The organism is Pseudomonas idahonensis, from assembly GCF_037903935.1.
GTDB lineage: Bacteria > Pseudomonadota > Gammaproteobacteria > Pseudomonadales > Pseudomonadaceae > Aquipseudomonas > Aquipseudomonas danubii.
This window is the reverse complement of sequence record NZ_CP149586.1, coordinates 5,825,008-5,844,873: the sequence shown is the minus strand read 5'-3', so window position 1 is coordinate 5,844,873 and position 19,866 is coordinate 5,825,008. Positions and strand designations below refer to the sequence as shown.

The 19,866-nt window shown below is 58.9% G+C and carries 15 protein-coding genes and 4 tRNA genes; 12 read left to right on the top strand and 7 right to left on the bottom strand.

Annotated elements, in window-relative coordinates:
• The first annotated feature begins 17 nt into the window (after nucleotides 1-17).
• Genes WIN67_RS26415 through thiO form a run of 4 tightly spaced genes read left to right on the top strand, consistent with a single transcriptional unit; the run spans nucleotide 18 to nucleotide 2,525 of the window.
• A complete protein-coding gene (locus WIN67_RS26415) occupies nucleotides 18-458 on the top strand; it encodes a pilus assembly PilX family protein (RefSeq protein ID WP_213665054.1) in 441 nt (146 codons plus the stop codon).
• Nucleotides 445-951, top strand: coding sequence for a hypothetical protein (locus WIN67_RS26410; protein WP_339070254.1), 507 nt, complete (start codon nucleotides 445-447; stop codon nucleotides 949-951). Before WIN67_RS26415 ends, WIN67_RS26410 begins: the two co-directional genes overlap by 14 nt.
• A 15-nt stretch (nucleotides 952-966) precedes the next feature.
• Nucleotides 967-1,368: a type IV pilin protein gene (locus tag WIN67_RS26405; RefSeq protein WP_102882252.1), complete on the top strand. Its 402-nt coding sequence runs from the start codon at nucleotides 967-969 to the stop codon at nucleotides 1,366-1,368.
• Nucleotides 1,369-1,424: 56 nt separating this feature from the next.
• Nucleotides 1,425-2,525: a glycine oxidase ThiO gene (gene thiO, locus WIN67_RS26400; RefSeq protein ID WP_110652086.1), complete on the top strand. Its 1,101-nt coding sequence runs from the start codon at nucleotides 1,425-1,427 to the stop codon at nucleotides 2,523-2,525.
• On the opposite strand, the gene WIN67_RS26395 is transcribed toward thiO, so the two are convergent.
• The 3 genes from WIN67_RS26395 to WIN67_RS26385 form a co-directional block, all read right to left on the bottom strand.
• Nucleotides 2,522-3,850 carry a sigma-54 dependent transcriptional regulator gene (locus WIN67_RS26395; RefSeq protein ID WP_339071744.1) on the bottom strand — a complete coding sequence of 443 codons (1,329 nt, stop codon included), beginning with the start codon at nucleotides 3,848-3,850 and terminating at the stop codon, nucleotides 2,522-2,524. The two genes, thiO and WIN67_RS26395, sit on opposite strands and share 4 nt — an antisense overlap.
• A gap of 150 nt (nucleotides 3,851-4,000) precedes the next feature.
• Complete coding sequence (locus WIN67_RS26390; RefSeq protein WP_339070253.1) at nucleotides 4,001-4,234, bottom strand: PP0621 family protein; 234 nt, start codon at nucleotides 4,232-4,234, stop codon at nucleotides 4,001-4,003.
• A 124-nt stretch (nucleotides 4,235-4,358) separates the two neighbouring features.
• Nucleotides 4,359-5,381, bottom strand: a complete 1,023-nt coding sequence (locus WIN67_RS26385) for an outer membrane protein assembly factor BamD (RefSeq protein ID WP_102882249.1) — start codon at nucleotides 5,379-5,381, stop codon at nucleotides 4,359-4,361.
• Nucleotides 5,382-5,531: 150 nt separating this feature from the next.
• Between WIN67_RS26385 and rluD the strand changes: the two genes are divergently transcribed.
• The 7 genes from rluD (at nucleotide 5,532) to WIN67_RS26350 (ending at nucleotide 10,620) form a co-directional block, all read left to right on the top strand.
• Complete coding sequence (gene rluD / locus WIN67_RS26380) at nucleotides 5,532-6,494, top strand: 23S rRNA pseudouridine(1911/1915/1917) synthase RluD (protein WP_339070252.1); 963 nt, start codon at nucleotides 5,532-5,534, stop codon at nucleotides 6,492-6,494.
• A complete protein-coding gene (pgeF, locus tag WIN67_RS26375) occupies nucleotides 6,491-7,216 on the top strand; it encodes a peptidoglycan editing factor PgeF (RefSeq protein ID WP_339070251.1) in 726 nt (241 codons plus the stop codon). The genes rluD and pgeF overlap by 4 nt, the downstream gene beginning before the upstream one ends.
• Nucleotides 7,217-7,346: 130 nt before the next feature.
• The gene (gene clpB, locus WIN67_RS26370) at nucleotides 7,347-9,911 is read left to right on the top strand and encodes an ATP-dependent chaperone ClpB (protein ID WP_102865463.1); all 2,565 of its coding nucleotides are present in this window, start codon (nucleotides 7,347-7,349) and stop codon (nucleotides 9,909-9,911) included.
• 296 nt (nucleotides 9,912-10,207) lie between these two features.
• A tRNA-Asn gene (locus WIN67_RS26365) sits at nucleotides 10,208-10,283 on the top strand.
• A gap of 9 nt (nucleotides 10,284-10,292) precedes the next feature.
• Nucleotides 10,293-10,369, top strand: a tRNA-Pro gene (locus tag WIN67_RS26360).
• A gap of 5 nt (nucleotides 10,370-10,374) precedes the next feature.
• Nucleotides 10,375-10,450, top strand: a tRNA-Lys gene (locus tag WIN67_RS26355).
• Nucleotides 10,451-10,543: 93 nt separating this feature from the next.
• A tRNA-Pro gene (locus tag WIN67_RS26350) sits at nucleotides 10,544-10,620 on the top strand.
• Nucleotides 10,621-10,718: 98 nt separating this feature from the next.
• Here the strand turns inward: WIN67_RS26350 and WIN67_RS26345 are convergent.
• Complete coding sequence (locus tag WIN67_RS26345; RefSeq protein ID WP_339070250.1) at nucleotides 10,719-14,366, bottom strand: transporter substrate-binding domain-containing protein; 3,648 nt, start codon at nucleotides 14,364-14,366, stop codon at nucleotides 10,719-10,721.
• Nucleotides 14,367-14,487: 121 nt separating this feature from the next.
• Complete coding sequence (locus tag WIN67_RS26340) at nucleotides 14,488-15,663, bottom strand: EAL domain-containing response regulator (protein WP_339070249.1); 1,176 nt, start codon at nucleotides 15,661-15,663, stop codon at nucleotides 14,488-14,490.
• A gap of 329 nt (nucleotides 15,664-15,992) precedes the next feature.
• On the opposite strand from WIN67_RS26340, the gene WIN67_RS26335 reads away from it, so the two are divergent.
• The gene (locus tag WIN67_RS26335) at nucleotides 15,993-16,622 is read left to right on the top strand and encodes a response regulator transcription factor (RefSeq protein ID WP_110597075.1); all 630 of its coding nucleotides are present in this window, start codon (nucleotides 15,993-15,995) and stop codon (nucleotides 16,620-16,622) included.
• Between the two features lie 323 nt (nucleotides 16,623-16,945).
• Here the strand turns inward: WIN67_RS26335 and WIN67_RS26330 are convergent, their stop codons facing one another.
• Together WIN67_RS26330 and WIN67_RS26325 are read right to left on the bottom strand one after the other, a co-directional pair.
• Nucleotides 16,946-18,157 (bottom strand): M24 family metallopeptidase, encoded by a 1,212-nt coding sequence (locus WIN67_RS26330; protein ID WP_339070248.1) that lies wholly within the window; start codon nucleotides 18,155-18,157, stop codon nucleotides 16,946-16,948.
• 194 nt (nucleotides 18,158-18,351) lie between these two features.
• On the bottom strand, nucleotides 18,352-19,866 hold the full coding sequence (locus tag WIN67_RS26325; RefSeq protein WP_339070247.1) for an ABC transporter substrate-binding protein: 1,515 nt from the start codon (nucleotides 19,864-19,866) through the stop codon (nucleotides 18,352-18,354).

Below are 19,866 nucleotides of genomic sequence, written 5' to 3'. Positions count from 1 at the left end.
CCACCAGGGAGAGAGGCATGGCGCTGTTGATGAGCCTGGTGTTCTTGTTGCTGCTGACCATGATCGGCCTGTCATCGCTGCAGAACGCCATCCTCCAGGAAAAGATGAGCGCCAGCCTGACCTTGAACAACCGCGCATTCCAGGCTGCAGAAGCGGCCTTGCGCCTCGGGGAAAACGCGGTGCGCATGGATGACTATCGTTTGTCGGTATGCGCCAATCCTTCTGAATGTGCCCCTCCCGCTGAGTCTGCAGCGGTCAGCAGCGCGGGCTTCAACAGGGTTTCCGCCGTGACCTGGATCGCCACCGGAGAGGGTTTCTATGGGGTGCAGAACCTGGGGGCTTCTACGGATGCGGTCAACCTGCCGATCAATACCGTCGCCACCTTGTATCGAGTGACTGCCGTGGGTTTGGCCGGTCATTCGCGCAGCGTCTTGGAGAGCATTTATGCCAAATACTGAACCTGATTCGAAAGGTAGCCGGCTGTTGCTCGTCGTTGCCGCTACGTTGCTGGGCAGTCTGTGGCAAGTGGGACCGGCCCAGGCGCGCGGTCCCGCCAACAGCCTACTCCCAGGCGCTGTTGCAGCAGCGCCTGAAGTGATAACCAGCACTCCTTATGTTCTGCCCTTTGTACGCGGACAGGTCTTGCCTTGTGCAGCGATGGGCAGTGCCGGCCAGCCCATGGGTGTGGTTCCGTGGCGGCCGGTGCATGTTCGTGACGCTAGGCGGGTGTCCTGCAACCTTCTGCCGTTCAAGATCGATGGCCCCGACTCAAACACTGGTAGTGGGAAATTGATCGAGCTGCAAGCGTTCAGCGGTAAGATGCTCGACGCTGCGGTTGCGCACACCCATGGCACTGGCAAGATCATCCGCGATTCCAGTGGCGGCATCAGCACCCGGGTGGACAAAAACGACGGTGGCAGCCGGCGCATCCTGTGGCGACAAATTCAGTAAGCGAGATTCTTGACCATGCGCAGATCCAACCAAGGGTTCACCCTGATCGAAATCATGATCGTGATTGCGATCATCGGTCTGGTCCTTACCTTGAGCCTTCCCAGCATCACCGAATACATGAAGAAGCCCCATCGCAGTGAAATCGCCGTGCTGCTCACCGAGCAGGCGCAGCAACTTGAGCGCCACTTCTCCAAGACCGGTGCCTACAGCAACGCCCCGGATCTGAGCACCGGCAATGAGTACTACAGCATCACCCCGACTCTGAGCGACAGCGGGTTCTCGCTGACCGCGACGCCAAAAGCCGACGGGATGATGGCGGGGGACAAATGCGGCAGCTTCAGCATCGATCAGACAGGTGCCACCAGCATCAGCGGCCAAGCCGACGGGCTGGCGGCTAAGGATTGCTGGGGACGCTGAGTCTCTGTATCGGGGAGCTGCGGCGCCCACTGTCTTTCTCATGATTGGATCGAATTATGGTCAAGCAACAGCAAGTGCTGGTGGTGGGCGGCGGAGTGATCGGCCTGCTCACGGCTTTCAATCTGGCGTCCCGGGGCCAGCAGGTGCGGCTTGTAGAGCGTTCGGAGCTGGGGCGTGAGTCGTCGTGGGCTGGTGGAGGCATCGTCTCGCCGCTGTACCCTTGGCGCTACAGCCCGGCAGTCACGGCGCTGGCCCATTGGTCCCAGGACTTTTATCCACAGCTGGCGGAGCAACTGCTGAGTGCTACCGGGGTTGATCCCGAAGTGCATACCACCGGGCTCTACTGGCTGGACCTGGAGGATGAGGCCCAGGCCTTGCAATGGGCGCGGCGCGAGGGTCGGCCCCTGAGCGCTGTGGATATCTCGGCGGTACATGATGGGGTGCCGGTGCTGGGGAGCGGCTACCAGCGGGCGATCTACATGGCCAATGTGGCCAATGTGCGTAATCCGCGGCTGGTCAAATCCCTCAAGGCCGCTTTGCAGGCTTTGCCCAACGTGCACATCGACGAGCAGTGCAGCGTCAGCGGCTTTATTTGTGAAGGCCGGCAGGTGGCAGGCGTGCACAGTTCGCTGGGTGAGATCCGCGCCGATCAGGTGGTGCTCTGCGCCGGGGCCTGGAGTGGCGAGTTGCTGGGCAGCCTGGGGCTTGTACTGCCGGTGGAACCGGTCAAAGGGCAGATGATCCTGTACAAATGCGCTGCCGACTTCCTGTCCTGCATGGTCCTGGCCAAGGGCCGTTATGCGATTCCCCGGCGTGACGGACACATCCTGGTAGGCAGTACTCTGGAGCACGAAGGGTTCGACAAGACGCCGACTGCATCCGCTCTGGAAAGCCTCAAGGCTTCTGCTGTCGAGCTGATCCCGGCGCTGGCGGACGCTGAGGTCGTGGGGCATTGGGCTGGGCTGCGTCCGGGGTCGCCGGAGGGCATTCCCTACATCGGGCCAGTTCCCGGCTTTGCCGGTTTGTGGCTCAACTGTGGGCATTACCGTAACGGCCTGGTGCTGGCGCCCGCTTCCTGCCAGCTTTTTTGCGACCTGCTGCTGGGACAAGCGCCGATCATCGATCCGGCGCCTTATGCGCCCGAAGGTCGAATTTAATTCAGGCCAAGCTTCTTCATGCGGTAACGCATCGAACGCAAGGACAGACTCAGCCGTCGGGCCGCCACCGTGCGGTTCCAGCGGCTTTCCTCCAGGGCCTGGAGCAGTAAATGGCGCTCCACCTGTTGCAGGTGCAGCGCGAGGTCCAGGTTGGGAGGGAGCGAGGGGGAGGGGGCGTCCTGGTGTTCACTGACAGGCAGATGCAGGTCGCTCAGCTCGATCCACGGACCCTCGCAAAGGGTCTGGGCCCGCTCCAGCAGGTTTTCCAGTTCACGTACGTTGCCGGGAAAGTCGTAGCGCTCCAGGGCTTGCAGAGCTTGCGGGCTCAGTTGGGTGGCAGGCTTGTCGCCGGATTTGGCCAGGCGTTGCAGAATATGCCGCGCCAGTATCTCGATATCTCCTGGGCGCTCGCGCAGCGCGGGGACTCGCAGTTCGATCACATTCAAGCGGTAGTAGAGATCCTGGCGAAAGCGGCCGGACTCTACCTCGCACTTCAGATCCTTGTGAGTGGCACAGAGAATCCGCACATCGACGGCTCTTTCCTCCTGGCTGCCCACCGGGCGCACAGACCTTTCCTGCAGTGCACGCAGTAGCTTCACCTGCATGGCTAGAGGCAGGTCGGCGACCTCGTCGAGGAACAGGGTTCCCCCCTCAGCGGCCTGGAACAGTCCAGGCTGATCAGCAAGGGCGCCACTGAAGCTGCCTTTGCGGTGACCGAAAAACTCACTCTCCATCAGTTCGCCAGGAATGGCACCACAGTTGACCGGAATGAAGGGCGCCCTGGCCCTGGGACCCAACTGGTGGATCAAACGCGCCACTCGCTCCTTGCCACTGCCGGATTCGCCGCTGATGTAGACCGCCGCCAGGCTGGGGGCCAACTTGTCGATGTGTTGGCGCAGGTTGTCCATGGGCGGTGAGTGCCCCAACAACTGATGGTCGGGTAGGTTTTTTGTGGTGGTGGGCAGCCGCTTCAGTCTGCTGCTTATCCATTCTCGAAGGCGTATGGGGTGTAGAGGCTTGTGCAGCAGGTCGCAAGCCCCGACTTCCAGGGCGCTGGCCTGCGTGCCTGGGTCATTGCTTAGAAGTGCGACCGGCAATTGAGGGTGGCATTGGCGAATATGCAGCAGCAGGTCCAGTCCGCTGCCATCCGGCAAATGCAGGTCTGTCAGGCACAGGTCGAAGCGCTCCCGGGTCAGATGAGTCCGGGCTTCCTGCAAGGTGCGGGCACTTTGGGTGTGCAGGCGCATGCGGCCGAGGGTGATTTCCACGAGGGCACGGACTTCCATGGCCTCATCGACCACCAGCACCCTGGGCATTGGGTTCATGGCGGCTGCCGTTTTCATGGGTCAGTCAACAGCGGGCAATAGCGCCCGTGTTGGGGGGCGAGAGATCAGTCTAGGCCCTTGGGATGGGCGGCGCAGGGTGCCGGGGGCGGGTTATTTTGTCGCCAATTGTGCGGACGATGGGTGTAGGGCTCAGCGATCCTGGCTGTCCGGGCCCTGCTCCAGATGGGCCTGGCTGCAGTACCACTGTTGTGACAGGCTCAACGCCCGGTTCTGAGGCAGGTGTACGCCGCAGTGAGCGCAGCGCACCATTGGCGTACTCGCCGGCTCCTGGGGTGTGCGGGGAGTTGCAGCGGGGCGCTTGAATTTGCGCCAGAACCATACCGCAGCGGCAATCAGAGCGATCCAGAACAGTAGACGAACCATGGTGACCAGCTTTATGGGGAAAAGAGGGAGCAGTTTATCCAAGCGCCCGGCGGGCGCACAGGCCCATAAAGCTGCGGGCATGAAAAAGGGAGACTTGAAGTCTCCCTTTTTTACTGCGGCGCTATCAGTCGAACACGCCGAAGGTCATGTAGCTGAACCAGGAGCGGTCACTGTTGTTGCCAGTGGCCTCGTGCTCTTCTTCCTCGACCACGTCGCCGTTGCTGTCTTTAGGCTTGAGCTCCGACGGGATCGCGTCCTTGGCATCCTGATACTGCTTCATCACGTCCTGATTGGCGCGGGTTTCTCCCGGCGGCAGCGGTGGACGGGACTCGATAAGGCCCAGGGTGGCCTTGCTCAGCCAGGAGCGGTTGTCGGCTTCGGCCACCCGTGGCACGAACTGACCATCAACCAGGCTTGGGTGGTCAGGGTAGTTGAGCTTCAGGGTTTCCAGGCTGGTGGCAGCCAGTTCATCCAGGTGCAGACGCTGGTAGGCCTCGGTCATCACCGCTAGGCCGTCACCCACGGAAGGGGTTTCCTGGAAGTTTTCCACCACGTAGCGGCCACGGTTGGCGGCGGCGACATAGGCCTGACGGGTCAGGTAATAGTCGGCTACGTGGATTTCGTAGGCGGCCAGCAGGTTGCGCAGGTAAATCATGCGCTGCTTGGCGTCCGGGGCGTAGCGGCTGTTGGGGAAGCGGCTGGTGAGCTGGGCGAACTCGTTGTAGGAGTCGCGGGCGGCACCCGGGTCACGCTTGGTCATGTCCAGTGGCAGGAAGCGCGCCAGCAGGCCGACGTCCTGATCGAAGGAAGTCAGGCCCTTGAGGTAGTAGGCGTAGTCGACGTTCGGGTGTTGTGGGTGCAGGCGAATGAAGCGCTCGGCGGCGGATTTCGCAGCCTCTGGCTCGGCATTCTTGTAGTTGGCGTAGATCAGCTCGAGCTGTGCCTGATCGGCGTAGCGACCAAAGGGATAGCGCGATTCCAGGGCCTTGAGCTTGGCGGTGGCGCTGGTGTAGCTGTGGTTGTCCAGGTCGGTCTGCGCCTGCTGGTACAACTCGACTTCGCTCAGGTTTTCGTCAACGACTTCCTTCGATGAGCAAGCAGCGGTCAGTGCGAGGATGGCGATCAGCAGCAGGTGTTTCACTTGCATGGCGGCTTGCGTCCCTATGACGGCCGCTGTCTTGGGCGGGGCCGTCCTGTTATGATGAGCGCCCCGTTGAAAGCCTCGGGGCAAAAGACGCCGTATTTAACCACAAGCGCGCAGCCGAAACCAAAGGCTGTGCCGACGCCCAGTCCGAGCATGTCCGATAAAATTGAACTTCGCGCAGAGGTGCCGTCCGAACTGGGCGGTCAACGCCTCGATCAAGTCGCCGCACAACTATTCGCTGAGCATTCGCGCTCGCGCCTTTCCGCCTGGATCAAAGACGGCCGCCTGACTGTTGACGGAGCGGTGATCCGCCCTCGGGACATCGTGCACGGTGGTGCCGTTCTCGAACTGACCGCCGAGCAGGAGGCTCAGGGTGAGTGGATCGCCCAGGACATCGAGCTGGACATCGTCTTTGAAGACGATGACATCCTGGTGATCAACAAGCCTGCGGGCCTGGTGGTGCACCCGGCTGCCGGCCATGCCGATGGCACGCTGCTCAATGCCCTGCTGCATCACATCCCCGACATTATCAATGTGCCGCGGGCGGGTATCGTCCACCGTCTGGACAAGGACACCACCGGTCTGATGGTGGTGGCCAAGACCATTCAAGCGCAGACCCAGTTGGTGGCTCAGTTGCAGAGCCGCAGCGTCAGCCGCATCTATGAATGCATCGTGATCGGTGTAGTGACTGCGGGTGGCAAGATCAATGCTCCCATTGGTCGCCACGGCCAGCAGCGCCAGCGCATGGCGGTGATGGAGGGTGGCAAGCAGGCTGTCAGCCACTACCGCGTTCTGGAGCGCTTCCGTTCCCACACCCATGTACGGGTCAAGCTGGAAACCGGTCGTACTCACCAGATTCGGGTGCACATGGCCCACATCAACTTCCCGCTGGTGGGCGATCCGGCTTACGGCGGTCGCTTCCGCATTCCGCCGGCGGCCAGCCAGACCATGGTCGAGTCGCTGAAAAACTTCCCGCGCCAGGCCTTGCATGCGCGCTTCCTGGAGTTGGACCATCCGACCACTGGTCAACGCATGAGCTGGGAATCGCCGCTGCCGGATGACTTCGTCTGGTTGTTGTCGCTGCTCAAGCAGGACCGTGAGGCGTTCATCGGATGAGTGGCTGGCTGATTCCTGACTGGCCCGCGCCGGCTGGGGTCAAAGCCTGTGTTACTACCCGCGATGGCGGCGTCAGCCTGGCGCCGTTTGACAGCCTCAATCTGGGCGACCACGTTGAGGATCGGCCTCAAGCGGTGGCCGAGAATCGCCGGCGCCTGACCGAGCACTTCGATATTGCCCCGGCCTGGTTGCAACAGGTGCACGGGATTGCTGTGGCTCACGCCGATCCTGGCGTCGTGGTCAGCGCCGATGCCAGTTGGTCCGCCACGCCAGGCATTGCCTGTGCGGTGATGACCGCCGACTGCCTGCCTGCGTTGTTCTGCAACCGAGCCGGAACCCGGGTCGCGGCAGCCCATGCCGGTTGGCGCGGGCTGGCAGCCGGAGTGCTGGAAGCCACTCTCGACAACCTGGATGTCCCCGCCGCTGAGGTCTTGGTATGGCTGGGGCCCGCTATAGGTCCACAGAGTTTCGAAGTGGGTGCGGAGGTCCGTGAAGCTTTCGTTGCCCAATTGGCGGCTGCGGAGCAAGCCTTTGTCCCTAGCGTCAATGCCGGGCGCTTCATGGCTGACATCTACCAGTTGGCGCGCCTGCGTCTGGCCACCCGGGGTGTGACGGCGGTCTATGGTGGTGGCTACTGCACCGTGACCGATCCACGCTTCTTCTCTTATCGACGCAGCCCACGTACCGGGCGTTTTGCCTCCCTTATCTGGCTTCAACGCTAGACTAATCTGACCTGCGTCAAGCAGCTGACGCTTGAATCTCCCAGAATCGACCGCATCTAGAGAATCATCTGGCAGGTTTCTCTATTTAGGTGTGTCCATCGCTCCGGCCTGCTCAAAAGGAAGGTGACTAATGCGTATAGACCGATTAACCAGCAAATTGCAGCTGGCCTTATCCGATTCTCAATCCTTGGCCGTTGGCCTCGATCATCCGGCCATTGAACCTGCGCACCTGATGCAGGCGCTGCTGGAACAGCAAGGCGGCTCGATCAAGCCACTGCTGATGCAGGTGGGCTTCGACGTCAACAGCCTGCGCAAGGAACTGAGCAAAGAGCTCGACCAACTGCCAAAAATCCAGAACCCCACTGGCGACGTCAACATGTCCCAGGATCTGGCGCGCCTGCTCAACCAGGCCGATCGCCTGGCTCAGCAGAAAGGCGACCAGTTCATTTCCAGCGAGCTGGTACTGCTGGCCGCCATGGATGAAAACAGCAAGCTCGGCAAGTTGCTGCTGGGTCAGGGCGTGAGCAAGAAAGCCCTGGAAAACGCCATCAATAACCTGCGCGGCGGCGAGGCGGTGAATGACGCCAACGTCGAAGAGTCGCGCCAGGCTCTGGACAAGTACACCGTCGACCTGACCAAGCGCGCCGAAGAGGGCAAGCTTGACCCGGTGATCGGGCGTGACGATGAAATTCGCCGGACCATCCAGGTGCTGCAACGCCGGACCAAGAACAACCCGGTGCTGATCGGTGAACCTGGCGTGGGTAAAACCGCCATCGCCGAAGGCCTGGCCCAGCGGATCATTAATGGCGAAGTGCCTGATGGCCTGAAAGGCAAGCGCCTGCTGTCCTTGGACATGGGCGCGCTGATTGCCGGTGCCAAGTACCGTGGCGAGTTCGAGGAACGCCTGAAATCCCTGCTCAACGAGCTGTCGAAGCAGGAAGGTCAGATCATCCTGTTCATCGACGAGCTGCACACCATGGTCGGCGCCGGTAAAGGCGAAGGCTCGATGGATGCGGGCAACATGCTCAAGCCGGCCCTGGCCCGTGGCGAGCTGCATTGCGTCGGTGCCACCACGCTCAACGAGTACCGCCAATATATAGAGAAGGATGCAGCCCTTGAGCGGCGCTTCCAGAAAGTGTTGGTGGACGAGCCGAGCGAGGAAGACACCATCGCCATCCTGCGCGGCCTGAAGGAGCGCTATGAGGTGCACCACAAGGTGGCGATCACCGATGGCGCGATCATTGCTGCGGCCAAGCTCAGCCATCGTTACATCACTGATCGGCAACTGCCGGACAAGGCCATCGACCTGATCGACGAGGCCGCCAGCCGCATCCGCATGGAGATCGACTCCAAGCCGGAAGTGCTGGACCGTCTGGAGCGGCGCCTGATTCAGCTCAAGGTTGAATCCCAGGCGCTGAAGAAGGAGGACGACGAGGCGGCGATCAAGCGCCTGGAAAAACTCCAGGAAGAGATTGTCCGCCTGGAGCGTGAGTACGCTGACCTGGAAGAAGTCTGGACCTCGGAGAAAGCCGAAGTGCAGGGCTCTGCGCAGATCCAGCAGAAGATCGAGCAGTCGCGTCAGGAGCTGGAAGCGGCGCGGCGTAAAGGTGACCTTAATCGCATGGCCGAGCTGCAGTACGGGGTGATCCCGGACCTGGAGCGCAGCCTGCAGATGGTCGACCAGCACGGCCACAGCGAGAACCAGTTGCTGCGCAGCAAGGTCACCGAGGAAGAAATTGCCGAAGTGGTGTCCAAGTGGACCGGCATCCCGGTGTCGAAAATGCTCGAAGGCGAGCGCGACAAGCTGTTGAAGATGGAAAGCCTGCTGCATCAACGGGTGATTGGTCAGAACGAAGCCGTGGTGGCGGTATCCAACGCAGTGCGCCGCTCCCGGGCTGGCTTGTCCGATCCGAACCGGCCAAGTGGCTCGTTCATGTTCCTCGGCCCAACCGGGGTGGGTAAGACTGAGTTGTGCAAGGCCTTGGCGGAGTTCCTCTTCGATACCGAGGAAGCCATGGTGCGGATCGATATGTCCGAGTTCATGGAGAAACACTCCGTGGCTCGCCTGATCGGTGCGCCGCCAGGCTATGTTGGTTATGAAGAAGGTGGCTACCTGACCGAAGCCGTGCGTCGCAAGCCGTACTCGGTCATCCTCCTGGACGAAGTCGAGAAGGCGCACCCGGATGTGTTCAATATCCTGCTGCAGGTTCTGGAAGATGGTCGCCTGACGGACAGCCACGGGCGTACCGTGGACTTCCGCAATACGGTGATCGTCATGACCTCCAACCTGGGCTCGGCACAGATCCAGGAATTGGTAGGGGATCGCGAGGCACAGCGGGCAGCGGTGATGGATGCGGTGTCCACCCACTTCCGGCCGGAGTTCATCAACCGGGTCGACGAAGTGGTGATCTTCGAGCCTCTGGCACGGGATCAGATCGCTGGCATCACGCAGATCCAGTTGGGGCGCCTGCGCAGCCGTCTGGCGGAGCGCGAGCTGAGCCTGGAACTGAGCGACGAGGCCTTGGACAAGCTGATCGCCGTGGGTTACGACCCGGTGTATGGCGCACGGCCGCTGAAGCGTGCGATCCAGCGCTGGATCGAGAACCCGTTGGCCCAGTTGATCCTGTCCGGTGGCTTCCTGCCAGGAGCAACAGTCACTGCATCGGTGCGGGACGATGAAATCGTCTTTGCCTGATCGCACAGTGGCGTATTGATGAAAAGGCCTCGTATGGCGAGGCCTTTTTTTTCACTAGGGCGTTGAACTGAAAGGAAAAGGCTTGTAAAGTGCGCCCCGCAGTCAGTCACCCCCTAGGTTTTTTCTGATGTAGAAGAAACCGGCAATGAAGTCGCAAATCATTGTCTTAAAAGCAATTTAAGGGGTTGACAGGTAGTTTGAAGATTGTAAAATAGCGCGCCTCAGAGGCATGAACGTAGCGATACGGGAAAGCCGAAGAGGATGAAGTAAAAACGTTGTAACTTGAAATATGTAGTTCCGTGATAGCTCAGTCGGTAGAGCAAATGACTGTTAATCATTGGGTCCCAGGTTCGAGTCCTGGTCACGGAGCCAATTTCAAACCGGGGTATAGCGCAGTCCGGTAGCGCGCCTGCTTTGGGAGCAGGATGTCAGGAGTTCGAATCCCCTTACCCCGACCATTTTTGGGTCGTTAGCTCAGTTGGTAGAGCAGTTGGCTTTTAACCAATTGGTCGTAGGTTCGAATCCCACACGACCCACCATTTTTGAGACCAGTTCGCTGGAATCGAATCTTAAGATCAGACGCCAAAAGCTCTGTTCGCAGAAGGCGCCTTTTAAAGGTGCCTTTTTTTTACCGGGGTATAGCGCAGTCCGGTAGCGCGCCTGCTTTGGGAGCAGGATGTCAGGAGTTCGAATCCCCTTACCCCGACCATATTCACGATAAAAGGCACCTCTAGAGGTGCCTTTTTTCGTTTGTCTGCAAAAAAGCGCTGAGGTCGAGGGGCAGCCCGGGAGGCGGGCCTCTTGTTGTCAGTCGATAGGCAGTTCTTCCCAGACCCTACGTTGTTCAAACAGGCGCTGTTCGAGGGTGATGATGGCCTGTTTCACCTGTTCCACGCATTCCTTGACCATGTTCAGGGACAGGTCGGGGCTCAGGCAGGCATCTTCCAGCTGACGACAACTCTCTACCAAATCTTCGCCATTGACCACGCGCGCAGCGCCCTTGATACGATGCGCCAACTCTGCCAACTCAACTGTTGCCTGCTCTTGAAGCAAGGTGTCGAGGCTCTGCATGTCCATGCGATTGTTACTGAGCAACTCACTCAAGATGTGATGCAACATCGTCGGCTCGCTGCCCACCAGGGTATGCAATGACTCCAGGTCGAATACCCGAGAAGAGCGGGGGCTGGTGGGCTTCGTGGGGATGAGGTTCTCACGTTCGCTCTCATCGGCTTGTCCCATGGCCAGCAGACGTTCTTCCAACTCATCCAGGCTGATGGGTTTGATCAGGCAATCATTCATTCCCGCCTGGATGCAACGTTCCACTTCTTCCTGCTGGGCGTCGGCGGTCAGGCCGATGATCATCATTGGTTCGCAGGCCTTGTCCCGCTCATCCTGGCGGATCGCCCGGCTCATCTCGGCGCCGTTCATGATGGGCATGTGGCAGTCGGTGATGATCACGTCAAAGTCCTGCTCGCGCCAGAGATGCAGTGCCTCCAGGCCGTTCTCCGCTTCGAACACGTCATGTCCGAGAAAGCACAGCTGCTGCTGCAGGACCTGGCGGTTCACCGGATGATCGTCTACCACCAGAATCTGCAAACGGTGCGTGTAGCGCCTCTTGACCTGAGGCGGACGCTCAGAGGTGGCCGTGCGCTCCAGTACTTGCAAACTCAGCGCCACATCCACCCGGGTGCCATGCCCCAGGGTGCTGCTCATCGACACCTGGCCACCCATCATTTCGCACAGGGAACGACAAATCACCAGCCCCAGCCCTGTGCCCTCGATGGTCTGCACGTTGCGCTCTACCTGTGCGAAAGGTTGGAACAGGCGTTGCTGGTTGCTGGGGGAAATACCAATTCCCGAGTCTTCGACACTGAGCTCGACCCGCAGCACAGCGTTTTCCACCAGCTCGCCGGAAATGGTCACCTTGATAAAACCGGCTTCGGTGAACTTGATGGCATTGCTCACCAGATTGGACAGGATCTGCTTGAAACGCATCCCGTCCACCAGCACATCGCCGTTGATGCTGGAGTCGATCTCGAGGATCAGGCTCAGGCATTTCTGCCGGGCCAGCCCCTCGAACACTCTAGCCACTGATTCCACCAGTTCGCGCAGGTTGGCGCGTTTGGGCGAGAGGCTCAGGCGTCCGGACTCGATGCGGGCAATGTCGAGGATATCGCCGATCAGCTCCAGCAGGCTCTTGGCCGAACTGTAGGCGATTTCAATGCTGGAGCGCTCGATCCGATCGCTGTCGGCGCGTTTGAGCGCCAGTTCCAGAATGCCGATGATGGCGTTCATTGGCGTGCGTATTTCATGGCTCATGGTGGCCAGGAAGGTGGTCTTGGCCCGGCTGGCCTCATCGGCGAGATTCTTCGCCTCCTTCAGTTCCTGAACCAGATGACGGTGCTTGGTTATGTCCAGCCAGACGCAGATCACGCCCTTTGTGACACCGGTGGCGTCCTGGAATGGCTGAATCCAGTGCTCGATCCAGACGTCCTTGCCCTGCAATTGCACGGCATATACCGAGGTAATGGTCTTGCCGTCATTGATCGCTTGCAGGTAGTTCTGGTGCAGGTCGGGCCCTGCCGCAAAGTGCTCATCAGGTAGTTCCTGCACGGTCTTGTCCAGGATGTCCTCGGCACTCAGACCGACGCTCTGCAGATAGCTGCGGTTGCAGGACAGCATGTTGCCCTCAATGTCCCGGAGATAGAGGGCCGGGGGCATGTTCTCTGCCAGGGTCTCGATAAAGCGCAATTGTTCATTGAGCGTTTTCTCGGCCTTGACCCGGCGTTGCAGATAGACGACCCAGAGCAGCGACAGCAGGAGCAGCAACGAAGCGCCAGCTATGATTTCGGCGATCATCAACGCGTAGTCGCGCCAGGTTTCGCTGCTCATGCCCGGCGGTGAGCGCCAGCGGTTGGCGATGGCGTTCAAATCGTCCGTCGGGAGGCTGATCAGGGCTTTATCGAGGATGGATTGCAGTTCCGAATCGCTTCGCCTCAGGGCAAAGCTGGCGGTCGCCTGCCGGGTGTGAATCAGATCGGCAACAGCCAGGCGATTCTGGAACAGGCGGACAATGTAGTAACGCGAGGCCGGCAATGACACCACCGCGGCATCGGCGCCGCCGGTATAGACCATGTTCATGGCGTCCAGCGAGGTGCCGACTTCAATGACTTCGGCTTTCGGGTAGCGCTCGCGCACATGCTGCAGTGTCACGTGTCCGGAAGGGATGGCCAGGCGCTTGTTTGCCAGGTCTCCAGGCCGCTGTGCCATGCCTTTCTTGTCGGTCTGGGTCACGAGGACGAAGGGACTGGTCAGGAAGGAGCGAGTGAAGCGCAGGTTGTCTTCGCGTTGTTCACTGGCAGTCATGATGGCCAGGTCGGCCTCTGATTGGCGCAAGGCTTCAATCTGTTCCGGGTAGCCGCCGTTGCGAGCGGTGACCTGGAAGTCGAGTCCGGTGCGCTGTGATAGCACGTCCAGCAGTTCAGCGGTGACACCCGAGAAAACGCCATTGGCGTCGAAGAAGGCAATGGGCGCCAGATCGTCATTGATCACCAGGCGTATGACTGGGTTGCGGGCTATCCAGCGCGACTCTTCCGGCGTCAGTGCCATCCTTTGGTCCGACGCAATGAGGCCGCTACCCACCCAGCGCCGACTCAGATTGAGGAGTTTTTCCTTACCGATCGCGTCAATGCTCTGGTTGATAATCCGCAGCAGGCGCTGGTTATCCTCTTGGAGCGCATAACCGTAGCCGCCTTGGGAAAAGTCGGCGAAGCGCTCGAACTTGAGAAAGCCATAGTAGGAACGATTGATGCGGAAATAGGCGCTCAGAACATCGTCCACGTACATGTCGGTATGGCCAAAGGCTGCCGCGGCTATGGCCTCGTCATGGGTGGGATAGACCATCAAGTGGGCCAAGGGAAAGCGCGACTGCAGTTGCGCGCTGTGTTCCTGGGCCACAGAAACTCGTAGTCCGGCCAGGTTGGAGGGCGATTTGCGCAATTCATCCTTGCGTTTGAACAGTGCCAGTCGGGCTTCGGCGAAGGGGCGAGTAAACCTGACGGCCTCGGCAGGCTGCTCGGAGCTGTAGCTGCCTAGCAAGTCGATATTGGCAGCCTGTAAGGCTTGCGTGGCCTCTGCCCGGGTGGCAAAGGACACGATCTTGATGCGAACCCCGAGTATCTGCCCAATCAGAGCGCTGACGTCAGCGGTAATGCCCTCGTAGTGATTGTCGTTGTAGCTGACATTGAAGGGGGACGATTCTGTAGCCACGGCACCGATTTTCAGTTCCGACCTGTGGCGCAGCCAACGCCAGTCTTCATCGTCAAGGGCAAGGTCGTGGTGATCGAGGCGTGCCGTGCTGTACAGCGTATTGGGCAAACTCGGAAGCTGGGCCGCTGCCGGTTGAACAGCCAATATCGCCAGGCAGATAAAAAGCCAGAAAAGTCGTGAATGCATGATCGCTTCAGATAGTGGGGGGCCAGATGGCTCGATCAACGAGTCACAACGCAATGAGCGCCCGGCGGGCGGTACAGAACCTGAGCAACGGGTCGCCTCTTTGATCGGCTCTCCCAAGGGACTAACGAATGCAGTAGGCAATGAAATGGCTTTCCGGCATCGGGCGTGCAAACACGAAGCCCTGGGCTATGTCGCATCCCAGCTCCAGTAGGCGTTGCTGCTGCTCGCGGGTTTCCACTCCTTCGATAATCAGCGACATACCCAATGAACGGGCGAGCGCCACCGTGTAGCCAATGATGGCGCTGCTTCTGGGGTGATGCCCCATCTTGCGCACGAAAGTGCCGTCGAGCTTGATCTGACTGAAGGGCAACTCGCAGAGGCGATCCAGGGAGGAGTAGCCCGCACCGAAGTCATCCATGGCCAAGCCGCAGCCCATTACCCGCAGGCGTACCAGATTTTCCAGGCTACTGGCGGGAGCGCTGATCAGACTGGTTTCGGTGATTTCAAAGGTGATGCTGCTGGATGGAACCTGAAACAGTACGAGCAGGGTGGCAATGGATTCGGTCAGCGTCTGGGACGCCAGCTGTGATGGGTGCAGATTGAACGAGAAACTCAGGGGAATGCCTTTTTGCGCCAGTTTGCGGCGCAAGGCCAGGCCCTGGTCGAACAGTTGCCAGAACAGGCGGTCCAGCAAGCTGTGGTGTTCCATGATGTGCAGGAAGTGCGAAGGCGGCAGTACTCCCAACTGTGGATGATTCCAGCGGGCTAGCGCTTCCGCCCCCTGGAGCGACGCGTTGTCGAGTGCCACCTTGGGTTGGTAGTAGGGTTCGAATTCGCCGTTGTCCAGGCCGCGAATCACGTCCGCCAGGGTGGGTAGTTCGGACTTTCTCAGAGCAGTGACCAGACCGTGGCGCTGGTTCTGATAACGAGTCAGCAGGGTGGTCAGGCGCTCCAGATTGAAGGGCTTGCCCAGATCACCCAGGAAGTTCAAGCCCAGGCGCCTGATCATCGAGACGGTAGTTTGGCGCAGAATCGGCTCGATCTGGCTGCACAGGATCACGGAGTGCAGTTTGCCGCTTTGGCTGGCGTGGCGCAGGAAGGCCAAACCGTCCATTCCGGGCATTTTCAGGTCACAGATGGCAATGTCCATCCTTTCGCAGTGCTCCAGCAGTGCCAGGGCTTCACTACCGCTGGCCGCTTCATGCACCTGCCCAGGCATCACTTTTTTCAGTGCAGTGACGGTAACCAGGCGTTGCAGCGGTTCATCTTCCAGGACCAGAACGTTCAAATTTTGCATTGCCGGCTCATGTCATTATTTGCCGGTCATAGTGCTAAGGCTCTAGAGTTGCAGCCATTAGGCAAATCCTTATGTGCGGTAGGAAATTTCTCATTGAAAAATCAGACTGTCTGATTCCTTAAGGAGGAGTCATTAACCCCTTGTATCCTCTGTTATTTGCCGGGAATCTGAAATTTCTGGACGACATCAAGGTGCTGTACACGAAATTTCTACATGACATCAGCGTCTTTATACGGATACGTAAGTTGCAGCATATAGGGTGCGGTTACGTATATTTTCCGGTCGGTCCGGCTCAACCGAAGGCCGGGTTTTTAAGGTGAAGTGACAATATGCACAGCGTATTGATAGTTGACGATCATCCTGTTGTTCGGCTCGCCGTTAAGGTCTTGCTGGAAAAGAACAACATGCGGGTGGTGGCCGAAACAGACAATGGATTGGATGCGCTGGAGTTGGTGCGCGAGCATGGGCCGGATGTGGTAATCCTCGATATCGGTATTCCCAAGCTGGATGGCCTCAAGGTGCTTTCACGTATCAAGGCTCTGGGCTTGCCCACTGAAGTGCTGGTGCTGACCTCGCAGTCGATTGAAAGCTTCTGCAGACGCTGTATTCAGCTGGGAGCTCGGGGTTTCGTCAACAAGGAGGAGGATCTGGGCAATCTGGTGGTGGCTCTGAATGCTGTGTTGGCCGGCTACACTTTTTATCCGTCGATGGCTTTGGATGTTTCCATGCCCACGGCGGAACAACAGTCCGAGGCGGAGCAGATAGGCCTGCTGACTGATCGGGAAATGATCGTGTTGCAGTATCTAGCACAGGGACATTCCAACAAGGCCATTGGTGAAAAACTGTTCTTGAGCAACAAGACAGTCAGCACCTACAAGACCCGACTGTTGCAGAAGCTGGGGTTGGAGTCGCAAGTAAGCCTGGCGGAGTTTGCCAAGCGCAATGCTTTGATTCCATAAAGTGAACATGGTCGGTTACTTGTAATGTCGAGTTTTCACTTAGTTGTGTCTGGATCGCTACCGAACGATGGGGCATGCCGTGTTTGCTCGTTGTGCATGACTTCGAAAGTATCCGGGCAGACACCTGAGTGAAATGCATGGCATCTGTTTCTATTGGGTTTCAGGGCTCATCCTGGATAAGCCCTGAAAGCTCTTGTTGCTTAAGCTTTTTCTCGTTGGGTTTCAGAGGTAATCGCTGCAATCTTCACGGCTTGTTGGCTTTGTAGATGCCTGTTGATCAAGAGCGCGTTGAGCATCCCGGTCGAGTGGTCCTGATTGTTTCTTCAGCGGTCGATGATGTTGTGCTGTGGTCCGTAGGGCAGCCGGGTGATGTTTTCCGCGCCTTGGGAGTTGACGATCAGAATGTCGTGCTCACGATAACCACCGGCACCTGGACTGCCTTCGGGTAGCCTGATCATCGGCTCCATGGACACCACCATGCCGGGCTCCAGCACAGTGTCCACGTCCTCGCGAAACTCCAGCCCGGTCTCGCGCCCGTAGTAGTGATTGAGGATGCCGAACGAGTGGCCGTAGCCGAAGGTCCGGTATTGCAGCAAGTCGTGTTCCAGGTAGATTTCGTTCAACTGTCGGGCAATGTCGCTGCAGCGGGCTCCGGGCTTGATCAGTTGCAATCCGGCCTCATGCACCTTGAGGTTGATTTCCCACAGCCGCAGATAAGCGTCGGGACAATGCCCAAGGAACAGTGTGCGCTCCAGCGCGGTGTAGTAACCGGCGATCATCGGGAAACAGTTGAGGCTGAGTACCTCTCCCGGGCTGATGCGCCGCGAGGTCAGCGGATTGTGTGCGCCGTCGGTATTGATCCCTGATTGAAACCAGGTCCAGGTGTCCATCAATTCGGCTGCGGGAAAGGTCCGGGCGATTTCCCGCACCATGGCCTGTGTGGCGTGCAGGGCCACATCGTATTCCGATACCTGATCCTGCAGGGCATCGATGGCGGCGGCCCCGCCGATGTCGGCGATGCGTGCACCCTGGCGGATCAGTGCCTGTTCTTCGACTGACTTGAGCATGCGCATGCTCATGCACGGGGCAGCAATATCCAGGAGTTGCGCCCGAGGATAGAGCTCGGCGAAGGCCTGGTGGCTGGGCAGGGTCAGTTGATCGAACTCCAGGCCCAGCCGTGCTGCCTGCGGCAAGGCCTGTTTGACCGCGACGAAGAAGTTGCCCCGGTGCCAGTCGGTGTACACCACCTGATCATCGCAGACCGCCCGACGCCCGGGCTGCCCGCCGTCGATATTGGCGCTGATCAGCACGCTACGTTCCCGGGTCACCACCAGGGCGTACTGACGGCCGAAAGAGCAATACAGGAAGTCGGCGTAGTAGTTGATGTTGTGGTAGGAGGTGAACAGCGCCGCGTCGATATCCTGCTGGGCCATATAGGCTCGCAGCGTGCTCAGGCGCTGGGCGTATTCTTCAAGGGAGAAGGTTGAAGGGACTTTTTCACCGTTGTGGATCTGAAGGGTCTTGGGCATCTGCATGGCACGGGTCCTTGTCTGCAATGAGCGATGCGCGGCGCCACACTCGGGTGGGCCATGAAGCGGCATTGCAGCAGACTGGGGAGGTGTGGGCATGCGTGATACCGACCTTGATGTGGCTATCGGCGCTGCTTTTTGGGGCTGGCGAGAGCCTCGCGCAACCAGGCCGGCTGCTCTGGTTGCGCGGCTTTGACGGGTCAGTTCTTGACGGTTTCTTCCAGGGAGAAGCGGCCCATTGGGCTTTGCTGGAAGTTTTCGATGTTCTTGCGCGAAATGTTGATGTACGGGCTGTAGTAGAGGTCGATCCAGTTCACGTCCTGCTTAGCGAGCTTTTGCAGATCCACATACATTTGCTCGCGCTTGGAGGCGTCCATTTCCACCCGTGCGGCAGCCACCAACTCCTTGACCTGTGGGTTTTTGTAGCGGGTCATGTAATTCATGTTGGTGTCGTGCCCCAGAACAAAGGTGGTTTTTTGGTCTGGGTCGAGGATGTCAGCAGTCCAATACATGACAGAAAGATCGTAGTCGCCATCCACGAGCATCTGCCAGCTTTGGCTGGGATCGACTTTCTGGAGATTGGCCTTTACCCCGACGGCCGCCAACTGGTTCTGTACGAGCACAGCGATCTGTTCGTCGGCCTCATTACCGGCGTTGACCACGTAATTGAGTTGCAGTCCTTTGGCTCCGGCTTGCTCTAACAGCTTTTTGGCTTTTTCAGGGTCGTAGGGACGCTGCAGGTTATCGGCGTAATGGTACATCGCGCCTTTGGGAATGTATGAGTAGGCCACTTCGCCATGCCCGAAGGTCACGGTATCAACCAAAGACTTCTTGTTGATGGCCAGGTCCAGGGCTTCACGCACTTGTGGTTTGCCTAGCAGGCCGTGTTCGTGGTTGATCAAAAGGTGATCTTCTCGTGTGGAAGGATCCAGATGCACGACCAGATTTGGATCTTTTCTCAGCGCATCGACTCGTGAGAAGGGCACGAAGAGTGCGGAGTCCAGCTCTCCTGCCTGTACTTTCAGCATCCGTGTGTTGTCGTCGGGAATGGAGATCCACTCCACGCCATCCAGGCTTACTGTGTCGGCTTGCCAGAAGTGTGGGTTCTTTTCCAGAATCACTCGATCGCCGCGTAACCACTCCTTGACCACAAAGGCGCCGGATGAAACGGGTTGCTGGGCGTAGGCTTCGTCACCCATTCTTGCCATTGCTTGTTGCGACAGGATTGAAGCGTTGGGTGAGGCCAACTGCGAGAGAAAGGGCACCGAGGGGCTTTTCAACGTGAGCACCAGGGTCTGGGAGTCTGGCGCTTCGGCCTTGTCGAGAATGGCGTAGGTGTCAGTCCACAGCGACGTTTTATCATCGCGAATACGTAGCAGGCTGAAGACTGCATCCTGGGCGCTGATAGATGAACCGTCGGAAAATTTGGCCGGACGCAGCTTGAAGGTGTAGGTCAGGCCATCGTCGGAAATCTTCCAACTTTCTGCCAGCCCGGGTAGTAGCTTGGTCCCGGCTTTGTCGACTCGTACCAGCACGTCATAGACATTGGTGAACACCCAGCTGTCGCGATTCTGTGCGCTTTTGATCGGGTCGAAGGTAGTGCTTTCTTCCCGGCAGCCTATCGTCAGAACTCCTGCAGCTTGCGAAACGCCCGTGGTCAATGCGCAGACCAGAAATGAAGCGGCTACCAATATCTTTCGATGTCTTGCCTTCAT